At 64.1% G+C, this 21,536-nt stretch carries 23 protein-coding genes; 10 read left to right on the top strand and 13 right to left on the bottom strand.

The window, feature by feature from the left end:
- Nucleotides 1-18: 18 nt before the first annotated feature.
- The 3 genes from ABIB66_RS19330 to ABIB66_RS19320 form a co-directional block, all read right to left on the bottom strand.
- A complete protein-coding gene (locus ABIB66_RS19330; protein ID WP_354208282.1) occupies nucleotides 19-825 on the bottom strand; it encodes a WecB/TagA/CpsF family glycosyltransferase in 807 nt (268 codons plus the stop codon).
- Entirely contained in the window at nucleotides 818-3,193 is a 2,376-nt protein-coding gene (locus tag ABIB66_RS19325) for an exopolysaccharide transport family protein (protein WP_354208281.1), read from the bottom strand. Before ABIB66_RS19325 ends, ABIB66_RS19330 begins: the two co-directional genes overlap by 8 nt.
- A gap of 287 nt (nucleotides 3,194-3,480) precedes the next feature.
- Nucleotides 3,481-4,281: a class I SAM-dependent methyltransferase gene (locus ABIB66_RS19320; RefSeq protein ID WP_354208280.1), complete on the bottom strand. Its 801-nt coding sequence runs from the start codon at nucleotides 4,279-4,281 to the stop codon at nucleotides 3,481-3,483.
- Nucleotides 4,282-4,678: 397 nt separating this feature from the next.
- Here ABIB66_RS19320 and ABIB66_RS19315 point away from each other — a divergent pair, with 397 nt between their 5' ends.
- Nucleotides 4,679-5,707: a glycosyltransferase family 2 protein gene (locus ABIB66_RS19315; RefSeq protein ID WP_354208279.1), complete on the top strand. Its 1,029-nt coding sequence runs from the start codon at nucleotides 4,679-4,681 to the stop codon at nucleotides 5,705-5,707.
- Between the two features lie 15 nt (nucleotides 5,708-5,722).
- Here ABIB66_RS19315 and ABIB66_RS19310 read toward each other — a convergent pair whose 3' ends face one another.
- Nucleotides 5,723-6,709, bottom strand: coding sequence for a glycosyltransferase (locus ABIB66_RS19310; protein WP_354255227.1), 987 nt, complete (start codon nucleotides 6,707-6,709; stop codon nucleotides 5,723-5,725).
- Nucleotides 6,710-6,956: 247 nt separating this feature from the next.
- On the opposite strand from ABIB66_RS19310, the gene ABIB66_RS19305 reads away from it, so the two are divergent.
- From ABIB66_RS19305 to ABIB66_RS19295, 3 genes are all read left to right on the top strand, one after another.
- Nucleotides 6,957-8,024, top strand: coding sequence for a glycosyltransferase (locus tag ABIB66_RS19305; protein WP_354208278.1), 1,068 nt, complete (start codon nucleotides 6,957-6,959; stop codon nucleotides 8,022-8,024).
- Nucleotides 8,025-8,065: 41 nt separating this feature from the next.
- Nucleotides 8,066-9,460: an O-antigen ligase family protein gene (locus ABIB66_RS19300; protein ID WP_354208277.1), complete on the top strand. Its 1,395-nt coding sequence runs from the start codon at nucleotides 8,066-8,068 to the stop codon at nucleotides 9,458-9,460.
- A 78-nt stretch (nucleotides 9,461-9,538) separates the two neighbouring features.
- Nucleotides 9,539-10,684 carry a GNAT family N-acetyltransferase gene (locus ABIB66_RS19295; RefSeq protein WP_354255224.1) on the top strand — a complete coding sequence of 382 codons (1,146 nt, stop codon included), beginning with the start codon at nucleotides 9,539-9,541 and terminating at the stop codon, nucleotides 10,682-10,684.
- Between the two features lie 30 nt (nucleotides 10,685-10,714).
- Here the strand turns inward: ABIB66_RS19295 and wrbA are convergent, their stop codons facing one another.
- The 3 genes from wrbA to ABIB66_RS19280 all read right to left on the bottom strand — a co-directional run bounded on the left by wrbA (nucleotide 10,715) and on the right by ABIB66_RS19280 (nucleotide 12,882).
- Nucleotides 10,715-11,314: an NAD(P)H:quinone oxidoreductase gene (wrbA, locus tag ABIB66_RS19290; protein WP_354208275.1), complete on the bottom strand. Its 600-nt coding sequence runs from the start codon at nucleotides 11,312-11,314 to the stop codon at nucleotides 10,715-10,717.
- 84 nt (nucleotides 11,315-11,398) lie between these two features.
- Nucleotides 11,399-12,097 carry a pirin family protein gene (locus ABIB66_RS19285; protein WP_354208274.1) on the bottom strand — a complete coding sequence of 233 codons (699 nt, stop codon included), beginning with the start codon at nucleotides 12,095-12,097 and terminating at the stop codon, nucleotides 11,399-11,401.
- 32 nt (nucleotides 12,098-12,129) lie between these two features.
- The gene (locus ABIB66_RS19280) at nucleotides 12,130-12,882 is read right to left on the bottom strand and encodes an SDR family NAD(P)-dependent oxidoreductase (protein ID WP_354208273.1); all 753 of its coding nucleotides are present in this window, start codon (nucleotides 12,880-12,882) and stop codon (nucleotides 12,130-12,132) included.
- 117 nt (nucleotides 12,883-12,999) lie between these two features.
- Here ABIB66_RS19280 and ABIB66_RS19275 point away from each other — a divergent pair, with 117 nt between their 5' ends.
- Nucleotides 13,000-13,935, top strand: a complete 936-nt coding sequence (locus ABIB66_RS19275; RefSeq protein ID WP_275171071.1) for a LysR family transcriptional regulator — start codon at nucleotides 13,000-13,002, stop codon at nucleotides 13,933-13,935.
- 56 nt (nucleotides 13,936-13,991) lie between these two features.
- On the top strand, nucleotides 13,992-14,513 hold the full coding sequence (locus tag ABIB66_RS19270) for an REP-associated tyrosine transposase (protein ID WP_473307715.1): 522 nt from the start codon (nucleotides 13,992-13,994) through the stop codon (nucleotides 14,511-14,513).
- A gap of 60 nt (nucleotides 14,514-14,573) precedes the next feature.
- On the opposite strand, the gene ABIB66_RS19265 is transcribed toward ABIB66_RS19270, so the two are convergent.
- Nucleotides 14,574-14,831, bottom strand: coding sequence for a hypothetical protein (locus tag ABIB66_RS19265; protein ID WP_275171073.1), 258 nt, complete (start codon nucleotides 14,829-14,831; stop codon nucleotides 14,574-14,576).
- 154 nt (nucleotides 14,832-14,985) lie between these two features.
- Between ABIB66_RS19265 and ABIB66_RS19260 the strand changes: the two genes are divergently transcribed.
- Both ABIB66_RS19260 and ABIB66_RS19255 read left to right on the top strand, forming a co-directional pair.
- Nucleotides 14,986-15,969 carry a tripartite tricarboxylate transporter substrate binding protein gene (locus tag ABIB66_RS19260; protein ID WP_275171074.1) on the top strand — a complete coding sequence of 328 codons (984 nt, stop codon included), beginning with the start codon at nucleotides 14,986-14,988 and terminating at the stop codon, nucleotides 15,967-15,969.
- Between the two features lie 95 nt (nucleotides 15,970-16,064).
- Nucleotides 16,065-16,415 (top strand): hypothetical protein, encoded by a 351-nt coding sequence (locus tag ABIB66_RS19255; protein WP_354208272.1) that lies wholly within the window; start codon nucleotides 16,065-16,067, stop codon nucleotides 16,413-16,415.
- Here ABIB66_RS19255 and ABIB66_RS19250 read toward each other — a convergent pair.
- The 3 genes from ABIB66_RS19250 to ABIB66_RS19240 all read right to left on the bottom strand — a co-directional run bounded on the left by ABIB66_RS19250 (nucleotide 16,412) and on the right by ABIB66_RS19240 (nucleotide 18,765).
- Nucleotides 16,412-16,888, bottom strand: coding sequence for a YbaK/EbsC family protein (locus ABIB66_RS19250; protein WP_354208271.1), 477 nt, complete (start codon nucleotides 16,886-16,888; stop codon nucleotides 16,412-16,414). The genes ABIB66_RS19255 and ABIB66_RS19250 overlap by 4 nt on opposite strands.
- A 41-nt stretch (nucleotides 16,889-16,929) precedes the next feature.
- Complete coding sequence (locus ABIB66_RS19245; protein ID WP_354061418.1) at nucleotides 16,930-17,661, bottom strand: haloacid dehalogenase type II; 732 nt, start codon at nucleotides 17,659-17,661, stop codon at nucleotides 16,930-16,932.
- 93 nt (nucleotides 17,662-17,754) lie between these two features.
- Complete coding sequence (locus tag ABIB66_RS19240; protein ID WP_275171077.1) at nucleotides 17,755-18,765, bottom strand: zinc-dependent alcohol dehydrogenase family protein; 1,011 nt, start codon at nucleotides 18,763-18,765, stop codon at nucleotides 17,755-17,757.
- 84 nt (nucleotides 18,766-18,849) lie between these two features.
- On the opposite strand from ABIB66_RS19240, the gene ABIB66_RS19235 reads away from it, so the two are divergent.
- Nucleotides 18,850-19,197 (top strand): MerR family transcriptional regulator, encoded by a 348-nt coding sequence (locus ABIB66_RS19235; protein ID WP_354255221.1) that lies wholly within the window; start codon nucleotides 18,850-18,852, stop codon nucleotides 19,195-19,197.
- Between the two features lie 22 nt (nucleotides 19,198-19,219).
- Here the strand turns inward: ABIB66_RS19235 and ABIB66_RS19230 are convergent, their stop codons facing one another.
- Nucleotides 19,220-19,579 (bottom strand): winged helix-turn-helix transcriptional regulator, encoded by a 360-nt coding sequence (locus ABIB66_RS19230; RefSeq protein ID WP_354208365.1) that lies wholly within the window; start codon nucleotides 19,577-19,579, stop codon nucleotides 19,220-19,222.
- A gap of 156 nt (nucleotides 19,580-19,735) precedes the next feature.
- Between ABIB66_RS19230 and ABIB66_RS19225 the strand changes: the two genes are divergently transcribed.
- Nucleotides 19,736-20,470 carry an SDR family NAD(P)-dependent oxidoreductase gene (locus ABIB66_RS19225; RefSeq protein WP_275171080.1) on the top strand — a complete coding sequence of 245 codons (735 nt, stop codon included), beginning with the start codon at nucleotides 19,736-19,738 and terminating at the stop codon, nucleotides 20,468-20,470.
- A gap of 59 nt (nucleotides 20,471-20,529) precedes the next feature.
- On the opposite strand, the gene ABIB66_RS19220 is transcribed toward ABIB66_RS19225, so the two are convergent.
- Nucleotides 20,530-21,414: an amidohydrolase family protein gene (locus ABIB66_RS19220; protein ID WP_027565452.1), complete on the bottom strand. Its 885-nt coding sequence runs from the start codon at nucleotides 21,412-21,414 to the stop codon at nucleotides 20,530-20,532.
- Nucleotides 21,415-21,536: the final 122 nt, after the last annotated feature.

Raw genomic sequence — 21,536 nt, 5'->3', positions numbered from 1 at the left:
GGCTATGTCGTTGTCTACTCAGCGATTGAAGGGCCGATTGCGGCTGAACAGCAGATAGATGGCGCGAGGGTTGGTGGTCAAATAGCGCCAGAACAGGCGGCGGGGCTCGAGCAAGGTGCGCCAGGCCCATTCCAGCCCGATCTTCTGCATCCATCGCGGCGCGCGCGAGCGGCTACCCGACAAGAAGTTGAACAAGCCGCCGGATGTCTTGATGACGCCGACATTGGTGAGATGCGGGGTGAATTCCTCGACGAACGCCTGCTCGTTTGGCACGCCCAGCGCAACCCAGAGATAATCCGGCGCTAGCGCGTTGATCTCGTCGACCTTAGCACGCAGCGCATCGCCACGGAGATAACCGTGGCTGTGGCCGACGATCTTGAGGTTTGGATACATCTTCCGGACGTTCTCGACCGCGGCGGCGTTCTCGTCCTCGCTGGCGCCGAACATATAGAACGTGCGGCCGACCGCTTCAGCCTTGCGCGCGACGACGTGAAACAGGTCCGTCGTGGCGACGCGCTCGGGCAGCGGAAACCAGGATTGCAGCCTGGACGCTGCGACCAGCGGCTGGCCATCGGCGTTGATGAGGTCCGCGCCTCGGAACAGGCGCTCGGTCTCCGGTTCAGTCGAGCACCGCGCCAGCACCTCGCCATTGGCCGAGGTCAGGTGCAGCGGACGGCCGATGCGATGGCGCGGATCGGTCGCCTCGATCATGAAATCTGCGGTCGCTTCCAGGTCGAGTGCGGCCATGCGAAGGCCGCCGATGGTGATCCGCGGTACGTCGGCGGTTGCGGCCCGGCCATCGAGATTGATGCGGCGCTCAAGCATACTGTTTGCCTCGTTGGCGAGCTTGGGCCATAGGGGTGAGTTCGTCGAGCACGACGCCGATGAGCTTGCGCTCGGCACGGCCGAGCGTGCTCAATATCTCTTCCAGGCCGTCGTTGATGTCGAGGCTGGTCGGCAGCACCGCCACCAGCGCGTCGGCATCATCGAGCAGCTTACGGCTGCCGGCCGTGAGTGGCGCCGCGGGGCCGTCGAGGACGACGAGGTCATAGCCGCCGGCGGAGCGCGCCTGCTCGATGGCCTTGCGGATGGCGTCGGCGGCTTTGCCTGCGTCGCGTTCGGCGGCCGGCAACACCGAGATGCCGTTGAGGGTCTTGATCTCGCGCGCGGCCTTGCTGCCGATCGAAAGCCATCCGACCTTGCTCGGCTCGCTCTTGCCGGGACGGTTGACCTTGTTCGAGAGCGAATGCGCCTGATGGTCGGCATCGATCATCAGCACCCGGGCGCCGTCGCGCGCGGCCGCGAGCGCGAAATTCAGCGCGGTCACGCTGCGCCCGGTGGTCTCGCTGGCACCGACGAGCGCGATAACAGGCATTGTCTTGCCGCCGGCGCGCCGGGCCGCCGTAGCGCGCATGTCGCGCCAGGCGTTGAGCAGCGTCGTCAGTGGAAAGCCGGGGCGCAGCGTCGGCCAGCCCAGCCGGGTGAGGTCGATGCCCCCGCCGGTGGCGAGAATGGCGCCGAGCGTGTGGATGACGTCGGCCTCCTGGAGGCGCGCGATCAGCGGCTTTTCGATCAGGGGCTTCTCGATCATCGAAGGTTGCAGCGGCGGGGCGGCGAGTTCCGGTAGCGCCTCCGCGACTTCCGGAGCGCGCGGGACCGGCTGGGGCCGGACAGTCTCCGGCGCCCGCGAAGGCGCTGGAGTTCGCGGAGCTTGCGGCAACGGAGTGCGATTGGGACGGGCCGGCGCCGGTGCCGGCGCGAAGGCACTGGCGAACAGCAGTTCGGCCGCGACGAACCAGCTCGATGCAGCGATTGCGCCGAAGATGAAACCGATCATGGCGAACAGGCTCATCGCCGGCGGGAACGAGCGCCGCTGCGGCACCGTCGCTTCGCCGATGATTCGGGCCGCCGAGGTGTTCAGCGTCTCCTGTTCCTCGGTCTCGCGCGAGCGCTTGAGGAAGGATTGATAGACGTCACGGCTGGCATCGGCTTCGCGTTCGAGCTCGCGCAAGCGCACGGCGGCCTGGCTGAGCTGGACGCTCTGCCGCTTCTGCGCCTCCAGTGCCCGGCTGAGCGAGGCTTCGAAGTCGCGGGCGCGCGTCAAATCGTTCTTGGCGGACTGGGCGAAGCGGTCGATTTCTTCGTTGATGGTGCGCTTGAGATCCTCGACCTGCTTCTCGGTCTGGCGCAGCGCCGGATGACGCGGGCCGAGTTCGCCGGCCTGCTCCGCATATTTCTTGCGCGCGTCGGCATATTGCGCGCGCAGGTTCGCGATGGTCGGAGATTGCAGCGCCTCGGAGTTCGCGCCTGCATCTGCCGTCGTGCGTCGGCTCGCCTCGATCTGGTCGAGGCGCGCCTGCGCGTCCATCGTCGCGGCGCGGGCGGCGGAAAGCCGCTGGTTGCTGGCGGAAAGCTGCTGGTCGCTGATCAGCGCATCCTGGGTACCGACGAAGTTGTTTTGAGCCTTGTAGGTCGCGAGCACGGTCTCGGCGCTGCGCAGCCGCTCGCGCAGCTCCTTCAGGCGGCCGGAGAGATCGTTGGTGGCGCGCCGCGCGGCCGAAGCCTGCGAGTTGCGGGATTCCGCGAGGTAGGCGCTGGTCAGCGTGTTGGCGAGCATCGCCGCTTTCGCGGGATCGGTCGACCAGACCTCGATGTCGACGATGAAGCTCTTCTCGGTCTTGCGGATCGTGATGTGCCGGTTCAGCGCCTCGAGGGCGGCGAGCTGCACTTCCCTCTTCTCAGCGGCGGAGGGCGCGTGGGGCTGAAGGCCGATCAGGCCGAGCAGCGACGACATCACGCCTTTGCCGTCGGCCCCGCCGCCGAATTCGGGATCCTTGTCCAGATCAGCCTGCTGGATCACCTGCAGCAGCACGCTGTTGGAGGTGATCAGGCGCGCCTGGCTCTCGACCACCATCGACATGCCGGATACGTCCTGCGCGCGGGGCGTTAGCTCGCGATCGACGAGCTGAAGCTCGCGCGGGTCGACATAGAGCTGGGCGGTGGCGGTGTAGCGGGGCGTCAGGCTCTTGCCCACGGTGACGGCAAGCGTCGCACCGAGCAGCGCGGCAACGGCAATCGCGATCTTCCGCCGCCAGAGCAGATTGACGAGCTCCAGCACGTTGAAGCCGGCCTGAGGCCGCTGCTGCGGGGCCTCCGGTCTGACCCGGTCTATCGGCTGGTTATAGTCAAGCATGATCCCCAGCTTTCATTCCAAGTGCCGCGTGCTGAGGGGTACTCTTCGCTCTAGGCCACGCACCTCGGATATAGGTGCCCACTCAACGCAACAGGGAAAATTAACCATACTCATTGAGGGACTATTCACCGAAATGGCAAACAAAGCGTTTAAGCGCATGCCACTCTTCGACGCATCGCCGTGGCGCGTGCGGTGAGGTCCTTCAGAGCTTAACGGTTCGTTACCGCGTGCGTCGTGGCCGCGAGGCTTCGCTGGTCTTGCGATCGGCCGTACGCGCACCATGGCTGTCAGCTTTTCCGCATGATGACGTGATAATCGCCGCGGCGGACGTCGGTCCCGCGCGGGAGCACGGCGTTGAGCACGGCGGCGCCGGCGTCGACCAGGGCTGCGAACAGCGGCTTGCGCCGGCGCATCTCGGGATAGCGCGGGCTCTCGACCTCACGGCGGTAGATCATCTCGAGGCCATTGGCGGCGGCGAACACTTCGAGCCTCGGCAGCGACACCAGGGGATGGAAGAAGGTCGGGAACGGCGGCTCGCCCGGCAAGCCGGCGTTCTTGATGCCTCGAATGTGCCGGTAGAACCAGACGTGGAACCAGTGCGGCGAGTATTTGGTGACGACCCCGGACAACGAGCGCGGATTTGGCGCGCCGATCAGGATCATCCCGCCGCGCTTGAGCGCATCGCGGAAATTCAGGAGTGCGGCGTCGACGTTGGGAAGATGTTCGATCACGTTGTAGCAGATCACCAGATCGAAGGTCTCGCGCCCGAAGCGGTAGGTCTGGACGTCGCCGAGGATCGCTTCGTCCGCGTAGCTGTTGTTGCGAACCTGGTCCTCGTCGATGTCGACGACGGTGACCTTGCTTCGACTCAGCAATTCCGGTGGCAGTACGCTGCACGAGCCGCCTCCGGCTTCATAGGTGGCGAGCTGGCCCTGCGGCAGTTCGCGGCGCAGTACGTCGTGGACGGCGAGCAGACTGTCGCGGGCTTCACCGGGGACGAGATCGTGCAGCGCCTGAGTGTGGGCGATGGCCGCGGGAATCTGGACCGCCGTGGCTGTCGCGAAATCGATCGTGGCTGGCTTGTTCATATTTTTTTTCTGACCGCGCTTGTTCGACTTAAATTTACAGGAAAAATCTCGTGTAGCCGTAGAGCAAATCCGATGCCGCGACGCTTCACCCGTCACGGTGCTTACGATCGGGTTAATGGGCATGTGCGTTAACTACGGCATCGTCCGCGCCAGCCGCCATCGGCGCGGTGGACCGCGAATTGCAGTATCACGCGCGCAAGGTTTCGCAGCAGAAACAGCCGAAAGCAGTTAAGTGCATGGATGGCAGAAAATCGGCGGCGTGCCGCCGTCGCGAGGCTCCAACCGGCCGTTCATTTTGGGACGTGCCTGTCCCGCGGCGATGTGCCGTCGCGGGACGGCGCTGATCCCCGGGATCGAAGCAGGGCTTTTTCAATCTATCTCGCACATCTAGAACGTCATGACATTGATCCCGACAGACCTGTCCGCCACGCGTATCTCGGATGCCGTGCGCGATCCCAACCGGGAGATCGCGGCCAGCTCCCGGATTATCGACCTGTCGGTTGGTATCGTCGTCTGCATCCCCTGCTTCCGCCGCCCGCAGCATCTGCGGTTGACACTGGACTCGCTCGCCAGCCAGCGCACCCCGCGCTCCTTCGCCGTCGTCATGGTCGAGAACGATACGGTACGGCGCGAAAGCGCGCCGGTGGCCGCGGAATATCTCGCCGATGGCAGGCTTCAGGGCGTCTGCCTGGTCGAGAAACGGCAAGGCAACGTCCAGGCGATCAACGCCGCGTTCGAGACGGCGCTGGCGCTGTTCCCCGCCGCGACCCGTTTTCTGATGATCGACGACGACGAGATCGCTTCGCCCGATTGGCTCGAGCTGATGGTTCGCACCGCGGAGGCCACCGGCGCCGATGTGGTCGGCGGGCCGGTGCTGCCGGTCTTCGAGGACGACAGCATGCCGTGGCTTTCGCGTCACCCCGTTTTCTGTCCCGCCTATGATTACAGCGGCGCGGTGCCCCTGATCTATGGCTGCGGCAATTGCCTGATCACGCGTGCGGCGTTCGAGAGGTTCGCCCGGCCCGCTTTCGATCCGCGCTTCAACTTCCTCGGGGGCGGCGACTGCGATTTCTTCGTGCGCTGCCGCGATGCCGGCATGACGTTCCACTGGACGGCGGAGGCTGTCATCACCGAGACGGTGCCGCAAAGCCGGACCGGTTTCGGCTGGATCGTGAAGCGAGGCCTGCGCATCGGCGCGATCAATTATCGTGTGCAGTCCAAGGCCGCGCAGGGCACGGCGGCGCGAGTGTGGGTGTTTGCGCAGGTGCTCGGGAGGTTGCCGCTGTCGTTGGTGCGCGCGGCCACTCTGCTGAACTCATCGAAGGCCGTCGTCGCGATGCATCCCGTGATGGTCGCGCTCGGCTCGTTGTTCGCCGCGTTCGGCGTGGAGCCGAAACCCTATGAGGCCTCGAAGATCGTGTCCTGACGCCGAGGCGGCGGGCTAAATACCAAAGCAGGCGAGGGCAACCCTGACCGCGGAGCGCGGCAACGATTTGAGCGAGCGGCGCCCGACCATCCCGAGATAGGCGAAGGCTTGGCGATATCTGCCGAAGCGGACCGCTTGCATCGCCGAATATGTGACGAGATGAACTTCGGCGGCCTGGCGCAGCCCGGCTGCCATGCCCGCGGGCAGTCGCGCCATGATCAGCCCGTCGTCGAACACCCGCGCGATCGCCGGAAAGAAATCCTGTGGCGTCCGCACCGCCGCGTTCATGGTATTGGCCGTGTGCAGGCGGTAGTCGAGCAGAAGGTTCGGCGCAAATTCGAACTCGCCGATCGCGGCAAGGCGGCACCAGCAGTGCCAGTCCTCGCAATATCTGAGCGAGACGTCGAAGCCGCCGATAGCGCGGAAGGCCTCTGCACGTGCGAGCGCAATGCCGCCATTGACGATGAAGTTGCCGGCCGCCAGCCGCGCCAGCACGTCGCCGGACGGCTTGCGGCGCCCTTTCAGCAGATCCCGACGGCCGATCTGCCGCCCCTCGCTGTCGATCGTGTTGTAGTCGCCGTAGACGAGAACCGCGCGCGGCGCGACACGCGCGGCCGCCAGCAGCGCCGCGACCGCGCCGGGCCGCAGGCGATCGTCGGCATCGAGGAAGAGTAGCCATTGGCCGTTCGCATGCTGCGCGCCGAGATTGCGCGCGGCCGATACGCCCGTCGCGCCGTTGGTCATCAGGCGCAGTCGCGGGTCACGAATGGCACGGACGATGGCGGTGGTGCCGTCGGTCGAGCCGTCGTCCACGACGATCACTTCGGTGACCTCGGCTTGCGCCAGTGCGCTGGCGAGGGTTTCACCGACATAGGCCGCAACATTCTTGGCCGGGATGACGACAGACACCGATGTGGCTGAGCCGACTTGCAGCGGGAGACGCGCCGCCGGAACGACGCGCGATGCGGCGGGCAATTCGAGAATTTCTTCCGCGGTGATCAAGATACGACTCGCCTTTAACCGTCTGTTAACCAGGGCGCATCTGCGCGTTCGCAATGCGATCGATCGCAACCCTGACCGTCGCGAATGATACTCACATTGGGAAAAAAACGTCGCCGCGACGGCTACCGCAGCGTTGGTTTCGTCAATTAGCGTTAAGCCGCCGGCATTAAGCCTGTGGCAAATTTGGAAGAGTGCGACAGCCGGTCCCATGCGAGAATGCGCAACCTGGCTGCCGCGGATGGACCCAGTGCCCGCAAAGACATTCGACTACGATCCCGACGACATGGTCCTCAACCTGTTCTACGAGGATAAGGACGATCGCTGGTTTCCCGGCGACCGGCATCTGCGGCGCATGGCGCGTCGCATGCTGCTCGGCGAACCGCGCATGAGCGGGCAGCTCCGCGTGTTCCTCAATCTCTGTGCGGGGCTCGATCGGCTCGGCATCCGCTATCGCGTCAACGACTACAGCTACATCGCGCGGCATCCGGGCGAACTCGCCTGCATCATCGGCCGCACCTTCCTGCTCGACAAGTTCGCCTGGAAAAATCCGATCCTGCTCGGCGTCGCCGCCCACAATCATCCGCTCGACGATCCCGACCTGTTCAAGCGCTTGCCTGTCAAGAAGGTCGTGGTGCCGGGCCCCTGGTACGCCGACATGTATCGGCCGCATTGGCCCGAGACGGAGGCTTGGCCGATCGGCATCGACACGGATCTCTGGGCACCGTCGCCGACGTCGCAAAAGAGTGTCGACGTCCTGATCTACGACAAGGTGCACTGGAACCGCGAGCGTTATGCGCCGGAGTTGATCGAACCCGTCCGCGCCCGGCTCACGAAGGAAGGCCGCTCGTTCATCGAGCTGCGTTACGGCAGCTACAAGGAGGAAGACTATCGGGCTGCGCTCGCGCAATCGCGTGCGATGATCTTCCTGTGCCAGAACGAGAGCCAAGGCATCGCCTATCAGCAGGCCTTGTCTTGCGGCGTGCCGGTGCTTGCCTGGGATCCCGGCGGCCCTTGGCGGGACCCCGATTATTATCCGCATCGCGTCCAGTTCGCACCGGTGTCGTCGGTGCCGTACTGGGACGATCGTTGCGGCGCCAAGTTCGTCGACATCGCCGGGTTCGAGGCGGGTTGGGAGCAGTTCTGGGCCGGGTGTGCCGCTGATGCGTTCGATCCGCGCGGCTTCGTGCTCGACAATCTCACGCTGGAACAGCGCGCGCTGCAATATTACGAGATCGCGCGAAGCATCGTGCGGCAGCAGGCGGTGCCGCAGAGCCCCGCTGAACTGGTTGACGGATGCTTAACAGGGATCGGCTAAGACTGTGAGCTTCCCTCCGGCTTCACCACCAGCCTCGAGCCATGGATCGCAGCGCCACTGACATGACCGACGTCGAGGCCCGATCGTTCGGCGGCGTCCTGCGCGATGGGCTTGCGGGGGTCAACGCCGTGCGGGCGGCGCGCTGCCTCGTCGCAGTCGCAGCCCTGCTCCTCGTGCTGGTGACGCTCGATCCGTTTCCGGACCTGCGTAACGAGGATGTCACCACCGTCGTCGGCGGACGGATGGCGCTCACCTATGTCTCCTGGGGCCTGCTGGCCGCGGTCGCGGTGCTGTTCGTCGCCGCGGCGGATGCGCCCGCGCTGAAGACGCTGGTGACGCCGCTGCATCTCTGCCTGGTCGGCTGGCTCTTGATCAACATCGTCTTCTCCGAGAATCGCGGAGTTTCGATGCAGCGCTTCGTGCTCGCAGCCAGCGTGATGTCGCTCGCGGTGTTGTTGCCGTTGCTGCCGCCGACGCAGCGCAGCTTCAATCTGTGTCTCGGAGGCGCCGCGCTCGTCCTGCTTATGCTCTGCTATCTCGGCGTCTTCCTTGCGCCGCAACACTCGATGCACACCGCACTCGATGTCACCGAGCCGCAGTTGGCCGGCGACTGGCGCGGCAGCTTCGGCCACAAGAACATCGCCTCGCCGGTGATGACCATCCTGGTCTATGTCGGCATCTATCTGTCCGCCGTCGGCTCGTTCGTGATGGGTCCGGCCATCGCCGCGCTGGCCGGAATCTTCCTGATCTTCACCGGCGGCAAGACCTCTTCAGTGCTATGCCTTGCGATCTACGCGCTCGCCTCGCTGGTCTGCGTCACACCAAGCCTGTGGCTGAAGCGGATCATCTGCTTCGTGCCGCTGATCGTGATGAACCTGTTGACGGTCGGCAGCGTCGTGAGTCCGGCGCTCGGGGCAATGACGCGGCTGCTTCCGCTCGATCCCACCTTCACCGGCCGTTCCGCCATCTGGGAGTTCGCGCTCGCAGCCGTCGCCGAGAAGCCGATCATCGGTCACGGCTATGCCGCGTTCTGGGACGATGTGACCGCGCGGCAGACCGCCCAGGGCGCCGAATGGGCGACGAGCGCGGCGCACAGCCACAACAGCTATCTCGACCTCGCGGTCACCATCGGCCTGCCGGGGCTGTTGCTGGTGATCCTCATCTTTGTGCTCGCGCCGCTCGGCAATTTCCAGTCGGCCCGAACTCACAACCGCAGCGGTGCGTTAGCAAAGCTGTTCCTGACCGTGTGGCTGTTCGGCCTGTACTACGGGGCCACCGAGACCTTCCTGCTCGAACGGCAGAATCCGATCTGGTTCATGTTCGCCGTCGCCGTGGCCGGCCTGCACTTCCTGGCCAGGTTCCAATGCGTCGCGGAAACGGAACCGGCCCCTGACGGTTTGTCGCAGCCGGGTGCGGCCGCAGTGGCTTCGGCTTAACGATAAGCAGTGAGGTAACTTGTGGCTGCAACAAAACACAATCTATCTGGAAACACCCAGTAACCGTATGTCCCGCGGATGACGATCCTCAGCGTCGAGCAACCAGATGGTCTTGTGTCCAGCACGTCGGGAATCGCGGTCGATTTTGTGCGTGACTGGCGGCAGGCCGCATCGCGCCTGAATGCAGGCCATCGCACTGCATTTCAGCATGGATACTGGCTCGGTGCCTGGTATGAGGCGTTCCACGATTTCTCGCCGCTGATTGCATTGATCTCCGATGCCACGACCGGCAGGGACATCGCAATGGTGCCGATGATCAGCCACCTCAGGCGCGGCATCCGCATCGTCGAATTCGCCGATCTCGGCGTCTCCGATAACAACGCGCCGATCCTGGCGCTCGATGCCGCGTTGGACGCGGCGGCGACGGATGCGATCGGCGAGGCGCTGATCGACGCATTGCGCGCATTGCCGGACCGCTTCGACCTGCTGCGCCTGAGGAAGATGCCGGCCCATATCGGGGGCAACCCGAACCCGCTGGTGTCGCTCGGCCGGATCGGTTCCTGCTCGCTCAACGGCAACCTCGTGCTGACTGGCGACGACTATGAAGATTACCAGGCCTCGATCAAGCGCATGCAGATGCCGCGCTGCTGGCGCGTCTTCAGCCGTCACGCCGGGGCGCGATTCGAGATCGCCACTGATGTCGCGCGTGCGCGCGAGCTGCTGGACGTGATGGATGCCCAGCAGCAGGCGCGCATGCGAAAGCTCGGCTCGCGCTTCGTCCTCAACGACGAAACCCATGCGCAGTTCTATCGCGAGGTCGCCCGCCAGGGCGTCGCGGACGGTTACGCCGTCATTTCGGCGCTGGTGTGCGACGAGGCCGTTGTCGCCACCACGCTCGGCGTCAGGTTTGGTGCGACCTATTTTCTCCTGCGCATCAGCCACGCCGGCGATTCCTGGTCGAGCTGCTCGCCGGGGCTGCTCGTGACCGAGCGCACCATGGCGGCGTTGCATGCGCAGGGCGCGCGCCGTTTCGACCTCAGCATCGGCAACCAGGGCTACAAGCGCCGCTTCGGCGCCAAGCCGGTACCGCTAACCGATGTCAGCGTCCCGCTGTCCTGGCGCGGCATGCCCTTCGCATGGCGTGACCACGCCGCGCAGGGCCTGCGCCGTCACCCCAGGCTCGCCGCCTTTGCGGCGCAGGCGATTGGCAAGGGGATGCGCTGACGGGCGCTCCCCTCGCACCAGCCGTGTAGCTCAGCCGTGCAGCTTCTTGGCCGTCTCCGCAACCTGGCGGCCCTGATAACGTGCGCCGGCGAGCTCGTTGGCGCTGGGCTGGCGGCTGCCGTCGCCACCGGTGATCGTGGTGGCGCCATACGGCGAACCGCCGGTGACTTCATCGAGCTTCATCTGGCCAGCGAAGCCGTAGTTTAGGCCGACCACGGTCATACCGAAATGCAAGAGGTTGGTGATGATCGAGAACAGCGTCGTCTCCTGCCCGCCATGCTGGGTCGCAGTCGACGTGAAGGCACCGCCGACCTTGCCGTGCAGCGCGCCCTTGGCCCAAAGCCCACCAGCCTGGTCCAGAAAGTTCGCCATCTGCGAGGCCATCCGGCCGAAGCGGGTGCCGGTGCCGACAATGATCGCGTCGTAGTTAGCGAGGTCGTCGATCTTGGCGACGGGGGCAGCCTGGTCGAGCTTGTAATAGGACGCCTTGGCGACCTCGGCCGGCACCAGCTCGGGCACGCGCTTGATGTCGACGGTGGCACCCGCTTCGCGCGCGCCTTCGGCAACGGCATTGGCCATCGCTTCGATGTGGCCATAGGCGGAATAGTAAAGGACGAGAACTTTGGTCATGATGGTCTCCGTTGGATGCAGATTTGATGGAGCGGTGTCGGGGCGTCATGGCCGGGACAAGCCCCGCCATGACGGTGAGAGCCGTTAGGCCGCGTCGACGAGCACGATCTCGGAATCTTCCAGTGCCGTGATCTTCAGCCTGTCCTCGTCACGGATCGCGGCGCCGTCGCGGGCGTTGACGCGCACGCCGTTGATCTCGACCGACCCCGCCGCGGGCACGAGATAAAGGTGCCGCGACTTGTGCGGCGCGTACTCCGCGCTCTCGCCCGCCTTCAACGTGGTGGCGAGCACCCGCGCATCGGCGCGGATCGGCAGCGCGTCCGTGTCGTTCTCGAAGCCGCTCGCGATGGTGACGAGCTTGCCCGAGCGGTCTCCTTTCGGAAACGGCTTCGAGCCCCAGGTCGGCTGCCCGCCGCGCGCGGTCGGCTCGATCCAGATCTGGAAGATACGTGTCCTGGTCGGCTCGAGATTATATTCGGAGTGGCGGATGCCGCTGCCGGCGCTCATCACCTGCACGTCGCCCGCCTCGGTGCGGCCTTCGTTGCCGAGGCTGTCCTGATGGGTGATCGCGCCCTCGCGCACATAGGTGATGATTTCCATGTTGGCGTGGGGATGGGCAGGGAAGCCGGTGTTCGGCGCGATCTCGTCGTCGTTCCATACCCGCAAGGCGCCGTGACCCATGTTGTCAGGGTCATAATGGCTTGCGAAGGAGAAATGATGCTTGGCGTTGAGCCAGCCGTGATCGGCGCCGCCGAGCTTTGCGAAGGGTCTGAGTTCGATCATCTGCGTGATTCCTTATGTTGGGACGGTGGCGCCTAGGCGCCAAAACCGCCGTCGACGTTGAGCACCGTGCCGGTGACGAAGGAGGCTTCCGGGCTTGCGAGGAAGACGATTCCGGCCGCGACTTCCTCGGGGCGGCCGAAGCGCTGCAGCGCGTGTTGCTTGCGCTGGGTCTCGGCGAACTCGCCGCCGTCCTTCGGATTCATGTCGGTGTCGATCGAGCCGGGTTGCACCACGTTCACGGTGATGCCGCGCGGGCCGAGATCGCGTGCGGCGCCCTTGGTGTAACCGACCACGGCGGCCTTGGTGGCGACGTAGTCCGCAAGGCCCGGGAACGAGGCGCGGTCGGCGAGCATCGAGCCGACGGTGACGATGCGGCCGCCTTCGCCCATCAATTGGGAAGCGGCGCGGATCGCCGCGATCACGCCATGCACGTTGACGGCGTCCTGTCGAGCGAGCGCCTCGGTGTCGGCATTGGCGTCGTCGATCGCGCCGCCGCTCGCGACGCCGGCATTGTTGACCAAGATGTCGAGATGGCCAAACTCCTTCGCGACGTCGTTGACGAGCTGCGTCACGTCCTTGGCCGAGGCCTGGTCGGCCTTGAAGGCGCGGGCCTTGACGCCCCGGGCCTTCAACTCGGTGACGACCGCTTCCGCCTTTTCGGGAGAGGCGACGTAGCTGATGGCAACATCCGCACCTTGATCGGCGAGTGCGCGGGCAGAGGCCGCGCCGATACCGCGCGAGCCGCCGGTGACGAGGGCAACCTTGCCTGAGAGCTTCTTGGTCATTGGATTTCTCCGGTCCTGAATTTCTGATGACCCTTGGATAAGCCTCGGCCTGTGGTATAGAAATAGAAACTGTTGAAACATATTGTTTCCTTAAACAGCCCAATTGGATCTGCTTTCATGGCCAAACTTCCCGATTTCGAGGCGCTCGCGATTTTCGCAAAAGTCGTGGAATTACGGTCGTTTGCGGGGGCTGCGGGCGAGCTCGCGATGTCCAAGGCGACGGTGTCCAAGGCGGTCACGCGCCTCGAAGAGCGGCTCGGCGCCCGGCTGTTCAACCGCACCTCACGCCGGCTCGCGCTGACCGATGCCGGGCATAAGCTCGCCGAGCGTGCGACGCGCCTGCTGTCCGACGGCGAGGCGGCGGAGAACGAGGCGCTGGCGCAATCGGTCGCGCCGCGGGGTCTGGTGCGGCTCGCCGTGCCCATGTCGTTCGGGATCAAGGCGGTGGCGCCGTTGCTCCCGGAGTTCTTTGAGGCTTATCCAGAGGTCTCGGTCGATCTGCACTTGAGCGATGCGACCATCGATTTGATCGGCGAGGGCTTTGACATGGCGGTGCGGATCGCGCGGCTGCCGGACTCCTCGTTGATTGCGAGGCGGCTCTTCACGATGCCCCGCTTTACGGTAGCTGCGCCGTCCTATCTGAAGCGCGAGGGACGACCGACGCATCCGATGCATCTGGCCGCGCACAAATGCTTCAGCTATACCTATCTCTCGACGCCGAACGTCTGGCACTACACCAACGCGGCCGGCGAGCAGGCGAGTGTACGCCCAGGCGGACAGCTCCGCGTCAACAACGGCGAAGCGGTGATGCCGGCTCTGATCGCCGGTCTCGGCATCGCAGACCTTCCGGAATTCATCGTCGGTGACGCCATCTCCTCCGGCGACGTCGAGGTGATCCTGAAGGACTGGAAGCAGGCCGAAGGCGCCGTGCATCTGGTGACGCCACCCGGCGGCCCGCGCCCCGCACGCGTCGAGGCGCTCGGCGATTTTCTCGCGGCGAAGCTGCCGGGTACGTGCACGCGGCGCGCAAAGAAGAGCGAGCGAACAGCGTAGGTGCGGTAGGGTGGGCAAAGCGAAGCGTGCCCACCAATTCATGCGAAGGATCGCAAGTGCCTCAGTATCGCCGAGCGCAAGGCAACATGTTCTTCTTCACCGTCGCGCTAGCCGATAGGTCAAGTACGCTACTCGTCGACCAAGTTGATCGCCTACGTCAGATTTACCGAACGGTCGTGCAACGCCGGCCGTTCGAGACCGTCGCAATCTGTATCTTGCCTGACCACCTCCATGCGATCTGGGCGTTGCGTGAGGATGACGCCGACTTTTCGTCGCGATGGAATCTGATCAAGGGCGGATTTTCGCGGCGGCGGGAGGCCGGCGAGCGTTCAATCAGTAAATTGATGAAGCGAGAGAAGGGCATCTGGCAGCGCCGCTTTTGGGAGCACGCAATTCGTGACGATGCCGACTTGGAGCGGCACGTTGACTACATCCACTTCAATCCGGTGAAGCATGGCCTCGTCACGCGTGTGCGCGATTGGCCTTTCAGCAGCTTCCACCGCCATGTTGATCAAGGCACCCTTCCCATGGACTGGGGAGGGGATGTGCGTGACATCGTGGGGCACTTCGGCGAATGATTGGTGGGCACGGCGCTTTGCGCCTTTGCCCACCCTACGGCATATCGCCCAGTAGTACGATTACGACACCTTCTCACCATTACGCACGACCAGGCGCAGGCTCGGCTTCAACGTCTCTTCCAGTTGCGATTTCAAATCATGAACACGCGGGTCGCTCGAGCGCTTCGCGCAGACCGCGTATTGATGCACGGATTGCGCCAAGGCGCGTCGCGCTTCCGGCGTTCGCGTCACGTCTGGCTTTGAAAGCCGCAAGACGATCGCGGCGAGATTCACCAGCATCTCGTCCAACGCCACGTCAATGGTCTGAAGTTTATTCATCGCTCCACTCCCTGGGAGGCAACGGTAGAGTCCTCGGGGCGTTCCTGACCGGGCGGAATATGGATAATGCTTCGTTAATCCCGCGCGCGCGGCTTGTTCTTGCGGACGGTCACGCTAGGCTGGCAGCGAAACAAGAAAACAGGGGGAATCTGCCATGGATCGACGCGATGTCCTGCGCGCCGCTGCCGCATTGCCGTTGTTGCCTGCGTTGTCGAGCGCGGCTTTCGCGCAAGCCTATCCCGCTCGCAACATCACCATGATCGTGCCGTTTCCGGCCGGCGGCCAGGCGGATCTTGCGGCCCGCCCCGTCGCACAGGCGCTGGAGCGCATCCTCGGCAAGGCGGTCATCGTCGACAACCGCGCCGGCGGTGGCGGTGGATCCGTCGGCAATGCCGCGGCGGCGCGCGCCGAGCCCGACGGCTACACGTTGCTGATGACGCTGTCCTCGCTCGCGGTGCTGCCCGAGGCCGACCGGCTGTTCGATCGTCCGGTCGCCTACGAGGTCTCGCAGTTCATGCCCATCGCACGGGTGCTGGCCGATCCCACGCTGCTCGCGGTGCCGGCCTCAGCGCCGTGGAAGACGGCGCAAGATTTCGTCGAGGACGCCAGGAAGCGGCCGGGCCAGATCACCTATGGTTCGTCGGGGCCTTACGGCACGCTGCATGTGGCGATGGAGATGTTTGCAAACAGCGCCGGCATCAAGCTGCTGCATGTGCCGTTTCGCGGCGCAGGTCCCGCACTGACCGCGCTGCTCGGCGGCACTGTGCAGGCGATTGCAGCAGCTCCCGGCACGCTGAAGCCGCAGGTTGACGACGGCAAGCTGCGGGTGCTCGGCAATAGCGGTGCGCGGCGCATCGCGAGCTTCCCCGATGTGCCGACGTTCCAGGAGCTCGGCTATAAGGACGTCGAGATGTACATCTGGGCCGGGCTCTTTGCACAGAATGCTCTTCCTGCGCCGATCGTGACTCGGCTGCGCGAGGCGATGGCGCAGGTGATGACGAGCCCGGACGTGCTCAAGGCCTTCGAAACGTCGGGCAGTCTCGTCGCCTATCAGGACGCACCGGCGTTCGCCGAGTTCGTGGCGGTCGACAGCGCGCGGCTGATTACGGCGGTGAAGAAGATCGGCAAGGTCGAATAGGTTCCTAGCTCGTTTTCACATTTTTTTGTTGGTCCAGAACCTCTCCGCGTCTCATTGATTGAACAGAATTCGAGAGACTCGTGAAGGAATCGGACATGCGAACAGAGCGGATTGCGCTGGGTGTGGCGCTTGCGATCGGCGGCATCGTCGCGCAGGGCGCTGCATCCGCTGAAGAGTATCGTGGAACTATGGAGCAGCAGATGGCCTGCACGCCGGATGTGTGGCGGCTGTGCAGCGACCAGATCCCTGATGTGAGCCGCATTACGGCCTGCTTGCGGCAGAACACGTCACAGCTCTCCAGCGGTTGTCGCGCCGTGTTCCAGTCCAACAACCAGATGCCGCCGCAGCAGCAGGTTCCGGGCAATCGCGCCGCGCCGGCGCCACGTTATAACAATGCGCCGCCGCCTCCGGCGACCCAGCCCCGGCCTTACGACGAGGATGATTAGCGCGCTTCGGACCTGACCTCGCAGACATCGACCCACTCCGCCCCGGTCAGCTCGGCCATCCGGGAGGGCGTGATGCGCACCGCGCTATGCGTCGAGCCGGCGGCCGGCACCACCACGTCGAACGCCTTCAGCGAGACGTCGCAATAGACCGGCAGCGGCGACTTCAGTCCGAACGGGCAGACGCCGCCGACCTCGTGGCCGGTGACCTCCGCGACCTCTTCAAGTCCCAGCATCTTCGGCTTGCCGCCAAACGCCGCCTTCACCTTCTTGTTGTCCATGCGCGAAGTGCCGGCTGCAACGATCAGGATCACGCGCTCGCCGATCCGCAACGACAGCGTCTTGGCGATCATCCCGGGCTCGACACCATAGGCTTCCGCGGCCAGCGGCACTGTCGCGGAGCTGATCTGGGATTCGATAACGGTGATGTCGGGGGCTTTTTCGGCGAAGAAATTGCGAACGGATTCCAGGCTCATTCCAGTCAGCTCATTCCAGACCTACGGGCGGGCGGCGATGCCTAAGCAATCCTTGGCAGCTCCGAGAGCGTCCGGACACGATGATCCGGCGCAAAGCCGAGCTCGTCCATCTGGGTGCGGATCGCCTTGAACATCGTCAGCGGTGCCACGAGTTCGTTCTCGACGCAAGCCAGCGCCATCGCTTCCGGCGTCACCCGTTCGATCCAGGCAACGTTCAGTCCGAACGCTTTCGCGCCCGCGACATCCCAGGGATTGGAGGAGACGAACAGCACCTCGTCCGGCGCGGTGCCGAGCACCTCGCCGATCAGCATGTAAGCTTCCGGGCTAGGCTTGAAGATCTTCTTCGCGTCGACGCTGATCGTGGCGTCGAGCAGGGCGTCGAGGCCGGAGTTGCGCACCAGCGCATTCAGCATGTCCGGACTGCCGTTCGAGAGGATGGCGAGTTTTCGCGGTTTCAGAGCCGTGAGCGCTGCCGTCGCATCCGGATAGAGATCGAGATGCAGATATTTCTCGATCACGCGCTCGAATGCCTCGTTCTCGTAAGCGAGCCCGAGCACGCGCAGCGTATAGGCAAGCGAGTCGCGCGTGATGGCTGCAAAGTCCTGGTAGCGTCGCATCAGCGAGCGCAACCAGGTGTATTCGAGCTGCTTGATCCGCCAGATCTGCGTGATGATCTCACCGTAGCCCGGAAACGCATCCTCGGTGGTCTCCGCGACCGACTGGATGTCGTAGAGCGTTCCGTAGGCATCGAAGACAACGGCTTTGAGGCTCAATTGACCTGTCCTCCGGGATCGTTGCGGTCCACGAACTATACAAGGCGCCGCGGTATCGATCCAAGACGGAAACGCGACTTGGACGCCTGGTTTCTAGAATCTGATCACGATCTTGCCGAAATGTGAGCCGGTCCGCAGGTGCGCATATGCTTCGGCGACCTCGTCGAAACCATAGATCCGATCGACAATCGGGTGGATAGCATGTTCGGTCAGGAAGCGATTCATCGCGGCAAAGTGTTCGAGCGATCCAACGGTGACGCCGATGATGTCGGCGTTCTCCCACTGAAGGCGCGCGAGGTCGGGCTTGGGGCCGAACCCTGTCAAAACTCCAATCTGAACGATCTTGCCACCCGAAGCGACCGATCGCAGCGATCGGTCATAGGTGCCGGGACCGCCGAGTTCGAGGATGTGACTGGCGCCGGCGCCATTCGTCGCCTTCATGAGGGCGACATCCCAGTCAGGCGTGTCGCGGTAGTTGATGAGGATCGAGCCGCCCAGCGCCTTGGCGCGGGCGAGTTTTTCGTTCGAGGAGGATATCACGATCGCACGCGCGCCCAGCGCCGCTGCGAATTGAAGGCCGAACAGCGCGACGCCGCCCGTTCCCTGGACCAGCAACGTATCGCCTTTGCCCATCCCGCCGCGTGCGACGAGGCCATGAAAAGCCGTGACGCCAGCGCAGGGCAGGGTCGCAGCCTCCACCGCGGACAAATGCGCCGGCACTGAGACCAGCGCGGTCGCCGGCAGCACGACATATTCAGCCAGCATTCCGTCAAGGGCGTTGCTGCCGAGCGCTGAGGCAATGTAGCTCGCCTTGAACGGCCCCGAGATCCAATCGCGAAAGTACGATGCGGCGACACGATCGCCCACCTGCCATTGCACGACGTCGGAGCCGACGGCGTCAACGACGCCAGCGCCGTCGCAGAGCGGTACGCGGCCGTTGAGCTCGCCTTGGCCTGCACGGTCCAGGATCAGGAGGTCGCGGTAATTCAGGCTTACCGCTTCGACCCGAATGCGGACCTCGCCATTGGCGGGTTCGGGTTTGCTGACGTCGACCTGCACAAGTCGGCCGGCACCAGCATGGCCATTCAAATGGTAGGCTTTCATCGTTGCTCCCTTCACAAGTGGCATTCACTTGGACGAGCAAAGTCTGTAAGGTCTGACAGAACTGTCAGGGTCAAGAGGCTTCAGATGAGAATCGGCGAACTCTCCCGGCGGACGGGGGTCAGCGTCCGAATGCTGCGCTACTATGAAGGCGAAGGACTGCTTGCGCCGCTGCGGACCGATTCCGGTTACCGCGACTATGGCCTGGCCGAAGAGGAAACCGTTCGGCGGATCAAGATGCTCGGCGGCGCGGGAATGACGCTCGAAACCATCGAGCGGCTGCTCCCCTGCGTAAGGAACAACGATCCAACTTTCACGCCGTGCAACGAGCTACGAAAAATACTCACGCAGCAGGTCGGGCTGATCGATGAACGTATCGAGACGCTCAGCGAAAGCCGGAGAATTTTGGCGGGCTATCTGGCAAGCGTGAATTGATCGCACAACGTGGTCATCAGAATCACCGCCTCTTGGTATTCCAGGCGTCGCGCTCGGCGAAGACGCGGCTGACCTCGGCCATGTGCTCCGTGCCCCACGAGCACAGCGGCACGAGCGCCTGAGCCAGGCTGTGGCCCAAAGCGGTAAGGCTGTAGTCGACCCGCGGAGGCACTTCCTTGTAGTCGGTCCGCTTCACGAGACCATCGGCCTCCAGCTCCTTGAGTTGCTGGATCAGCATCTTGTCGCTGACGTCGCGCACGGCTCGCCGCAACTCGCCATAGCGGGTCGGCCCGCCCTGGGCGAGGAAGTACAGGATCAGCGGCTTCCACTTGCCGGCGACGACCCGCAGGGTCGCGTCGAGGCCACACGTGAAGCCGGGCAAGGTCGGGGTGCAATTCTGGGCGGGCGGTGAAGCCTGCGCCGGCGGAATCGGGGCCGAAAGATCTGACGACATTTTAGGGTACTTACCAAAAGGTACATACTTGCCGATAGGTGGGTACGCCGCCAGCTCAGTGCAACCCTAATGAAGGAGCACATCATGAGCAGACTACAAGGCAAGACGGCGGTGGTGACGGGCGGTGGAACCGGGATCGGGCTTGGCGCCGCCAAGCGATTCATCGACGAAGGTGCGTTCGTCTATCTCTTCGGGCGGCGGCAGGAGCCGCTCGACGCCGCCGTGGCGCAGCTGGGTTCCTCGGCGCGCGCCGTCAGGGGCTCGGTGACGGATATGTCCGACCTCGACAGGTTATACGCGGCGGTGAAGGCCGAACGCGGCGGGCTCGATATTCTGTTCGCCAATGCTGGGACCGGATTGTTTGCGCCGCTCGGCGAGATCACGCCCGAACATTACGATCAGATCTTCGACATCAACGTGAAAGGGTTGGTGTTCACGGTGCAGAAGGCCCTGCCGCTAATGAAGCAGGGATCATCGATCATCCTGACCGGTTCGAGCACGGGCGTGATGGGGACGCCGCAATTCAGCGTCTACAGCGCGACCAAAGCCGCGATCCGCAATCTGGCGCGCAGCTGGGCGCTGGACCTGCGCGGCACAGGCATTCGCGTCAATGTGCTGTCCCCGGGGCCGACCAAGACGGAGCTGGCGCTGGAGATCGTCGGCGAGGAAGCGTTCGACGCGCTTGGAAGCATGACGCCGCTCGGGCGTGTGGGCGACCCGAGCGAAACGGGGGCGGTGGCCGCGTTCCTGGCCTCCTCAGACAGCAGCTTCATGACCGGCGGCGAGGTCTTCGTGGATGGAGGCCTCGCACAAGTCTGAGAATTGAGCACCTAAGTGTGAGGGCTTCGGTCAATGGATCGAAGCCCTCGACGCGCTTTCTAGATCCCCAACAGCTTCCTTGCGTTGGCCTTCAACACCTTCGGCCGGATCTCGTCGCGAATCTCGATCTTGGCGAAGTCCGACAGCCAGCGGTCCGGCGTGATCACCGGCCAGTCCGAGCCGAACAGCATCTTGTCCTGCAGGATCGAGTTGATGTAGCGCACCAGGATCGGCGGGAAATATTTCGGCGACCAGCCCGAGAGGTCGATATAGACGTTCGGTTTGTGGGTCGCGACCGACAGTGCTTCTTCCTGCCAGGGAAAGGAGGGATGGGCGAGGATGATCTTGAGGTCGGGAAAATCAGCCGCGACGTCGTCCATGTACATCGGGTTGGAATATTTCAGCCGCATCCCCATGCCGCCGGGCATGCCGGAGCCAACCCCGGTCTGGCCGGTGTGGAATAGCGCGATCGCGCCGCCATTGTTGATCTCTTCATAGAGCGGATAGGCCATGCGGTCGTTGGCGTAGAAGCCCTGCATGGTCGGGTGGAATTTGAAGCCGCGCACCCCGTATTCCTCGATCAGCTTGCGCGCCTCGCGCACCCCGAGCTTGCCCTTGTGCGGGTCGATCGAGACGAAGGGGATGAGAACGTCGAGATGGTCGGAGGCGATCTCCAGCATCTCCTCATTCTTGTAGCGGCGGAAGCCGGTCTCGCGCTCGGCGTCGACCGGGAAGATCACCGCGGCGATGTTCTTGGATCGATAGTAGGCGGCGGTCTCCGGCACGGTCGGCGGATGCTTGTGCGGCGACTTGAAATAGTCCGCCATCTGCGCCTGAAAATCGTCATAGCCGTCGTCGGGATGGGTGCCGCAGGGCTCTTCGGCATGGGTATGGATGTCGATGGCGACGACGTCGTCGATGTTCGGCAGCTTCAGCTTTGGCATGGGTTTCCTCCCGACGGGTTGCCGAATTGATTATATGATATAACGAACTTGGCAAGGCGTTGTGGGATAAGGCGTTGTAGGACAGGCGTCGTCCGAGCCAGATTGGGCCGATCCGGCCGCTT

This window comes from Bradyrhizobium sp. F1.13.3, assembly GCF_040548265.1.
Taxonomy (GTDB): domain Bacteria; phylum Pseudomonadota; class Alphaproteobacteria; order Rhizobiales; family Xanthobacteraceae; genus Bradyrhizobium.
Note: the sequence above shows the minus strand (reverse complement) of the source record. Positions and strands in the feature narration are given on the sequence as shown.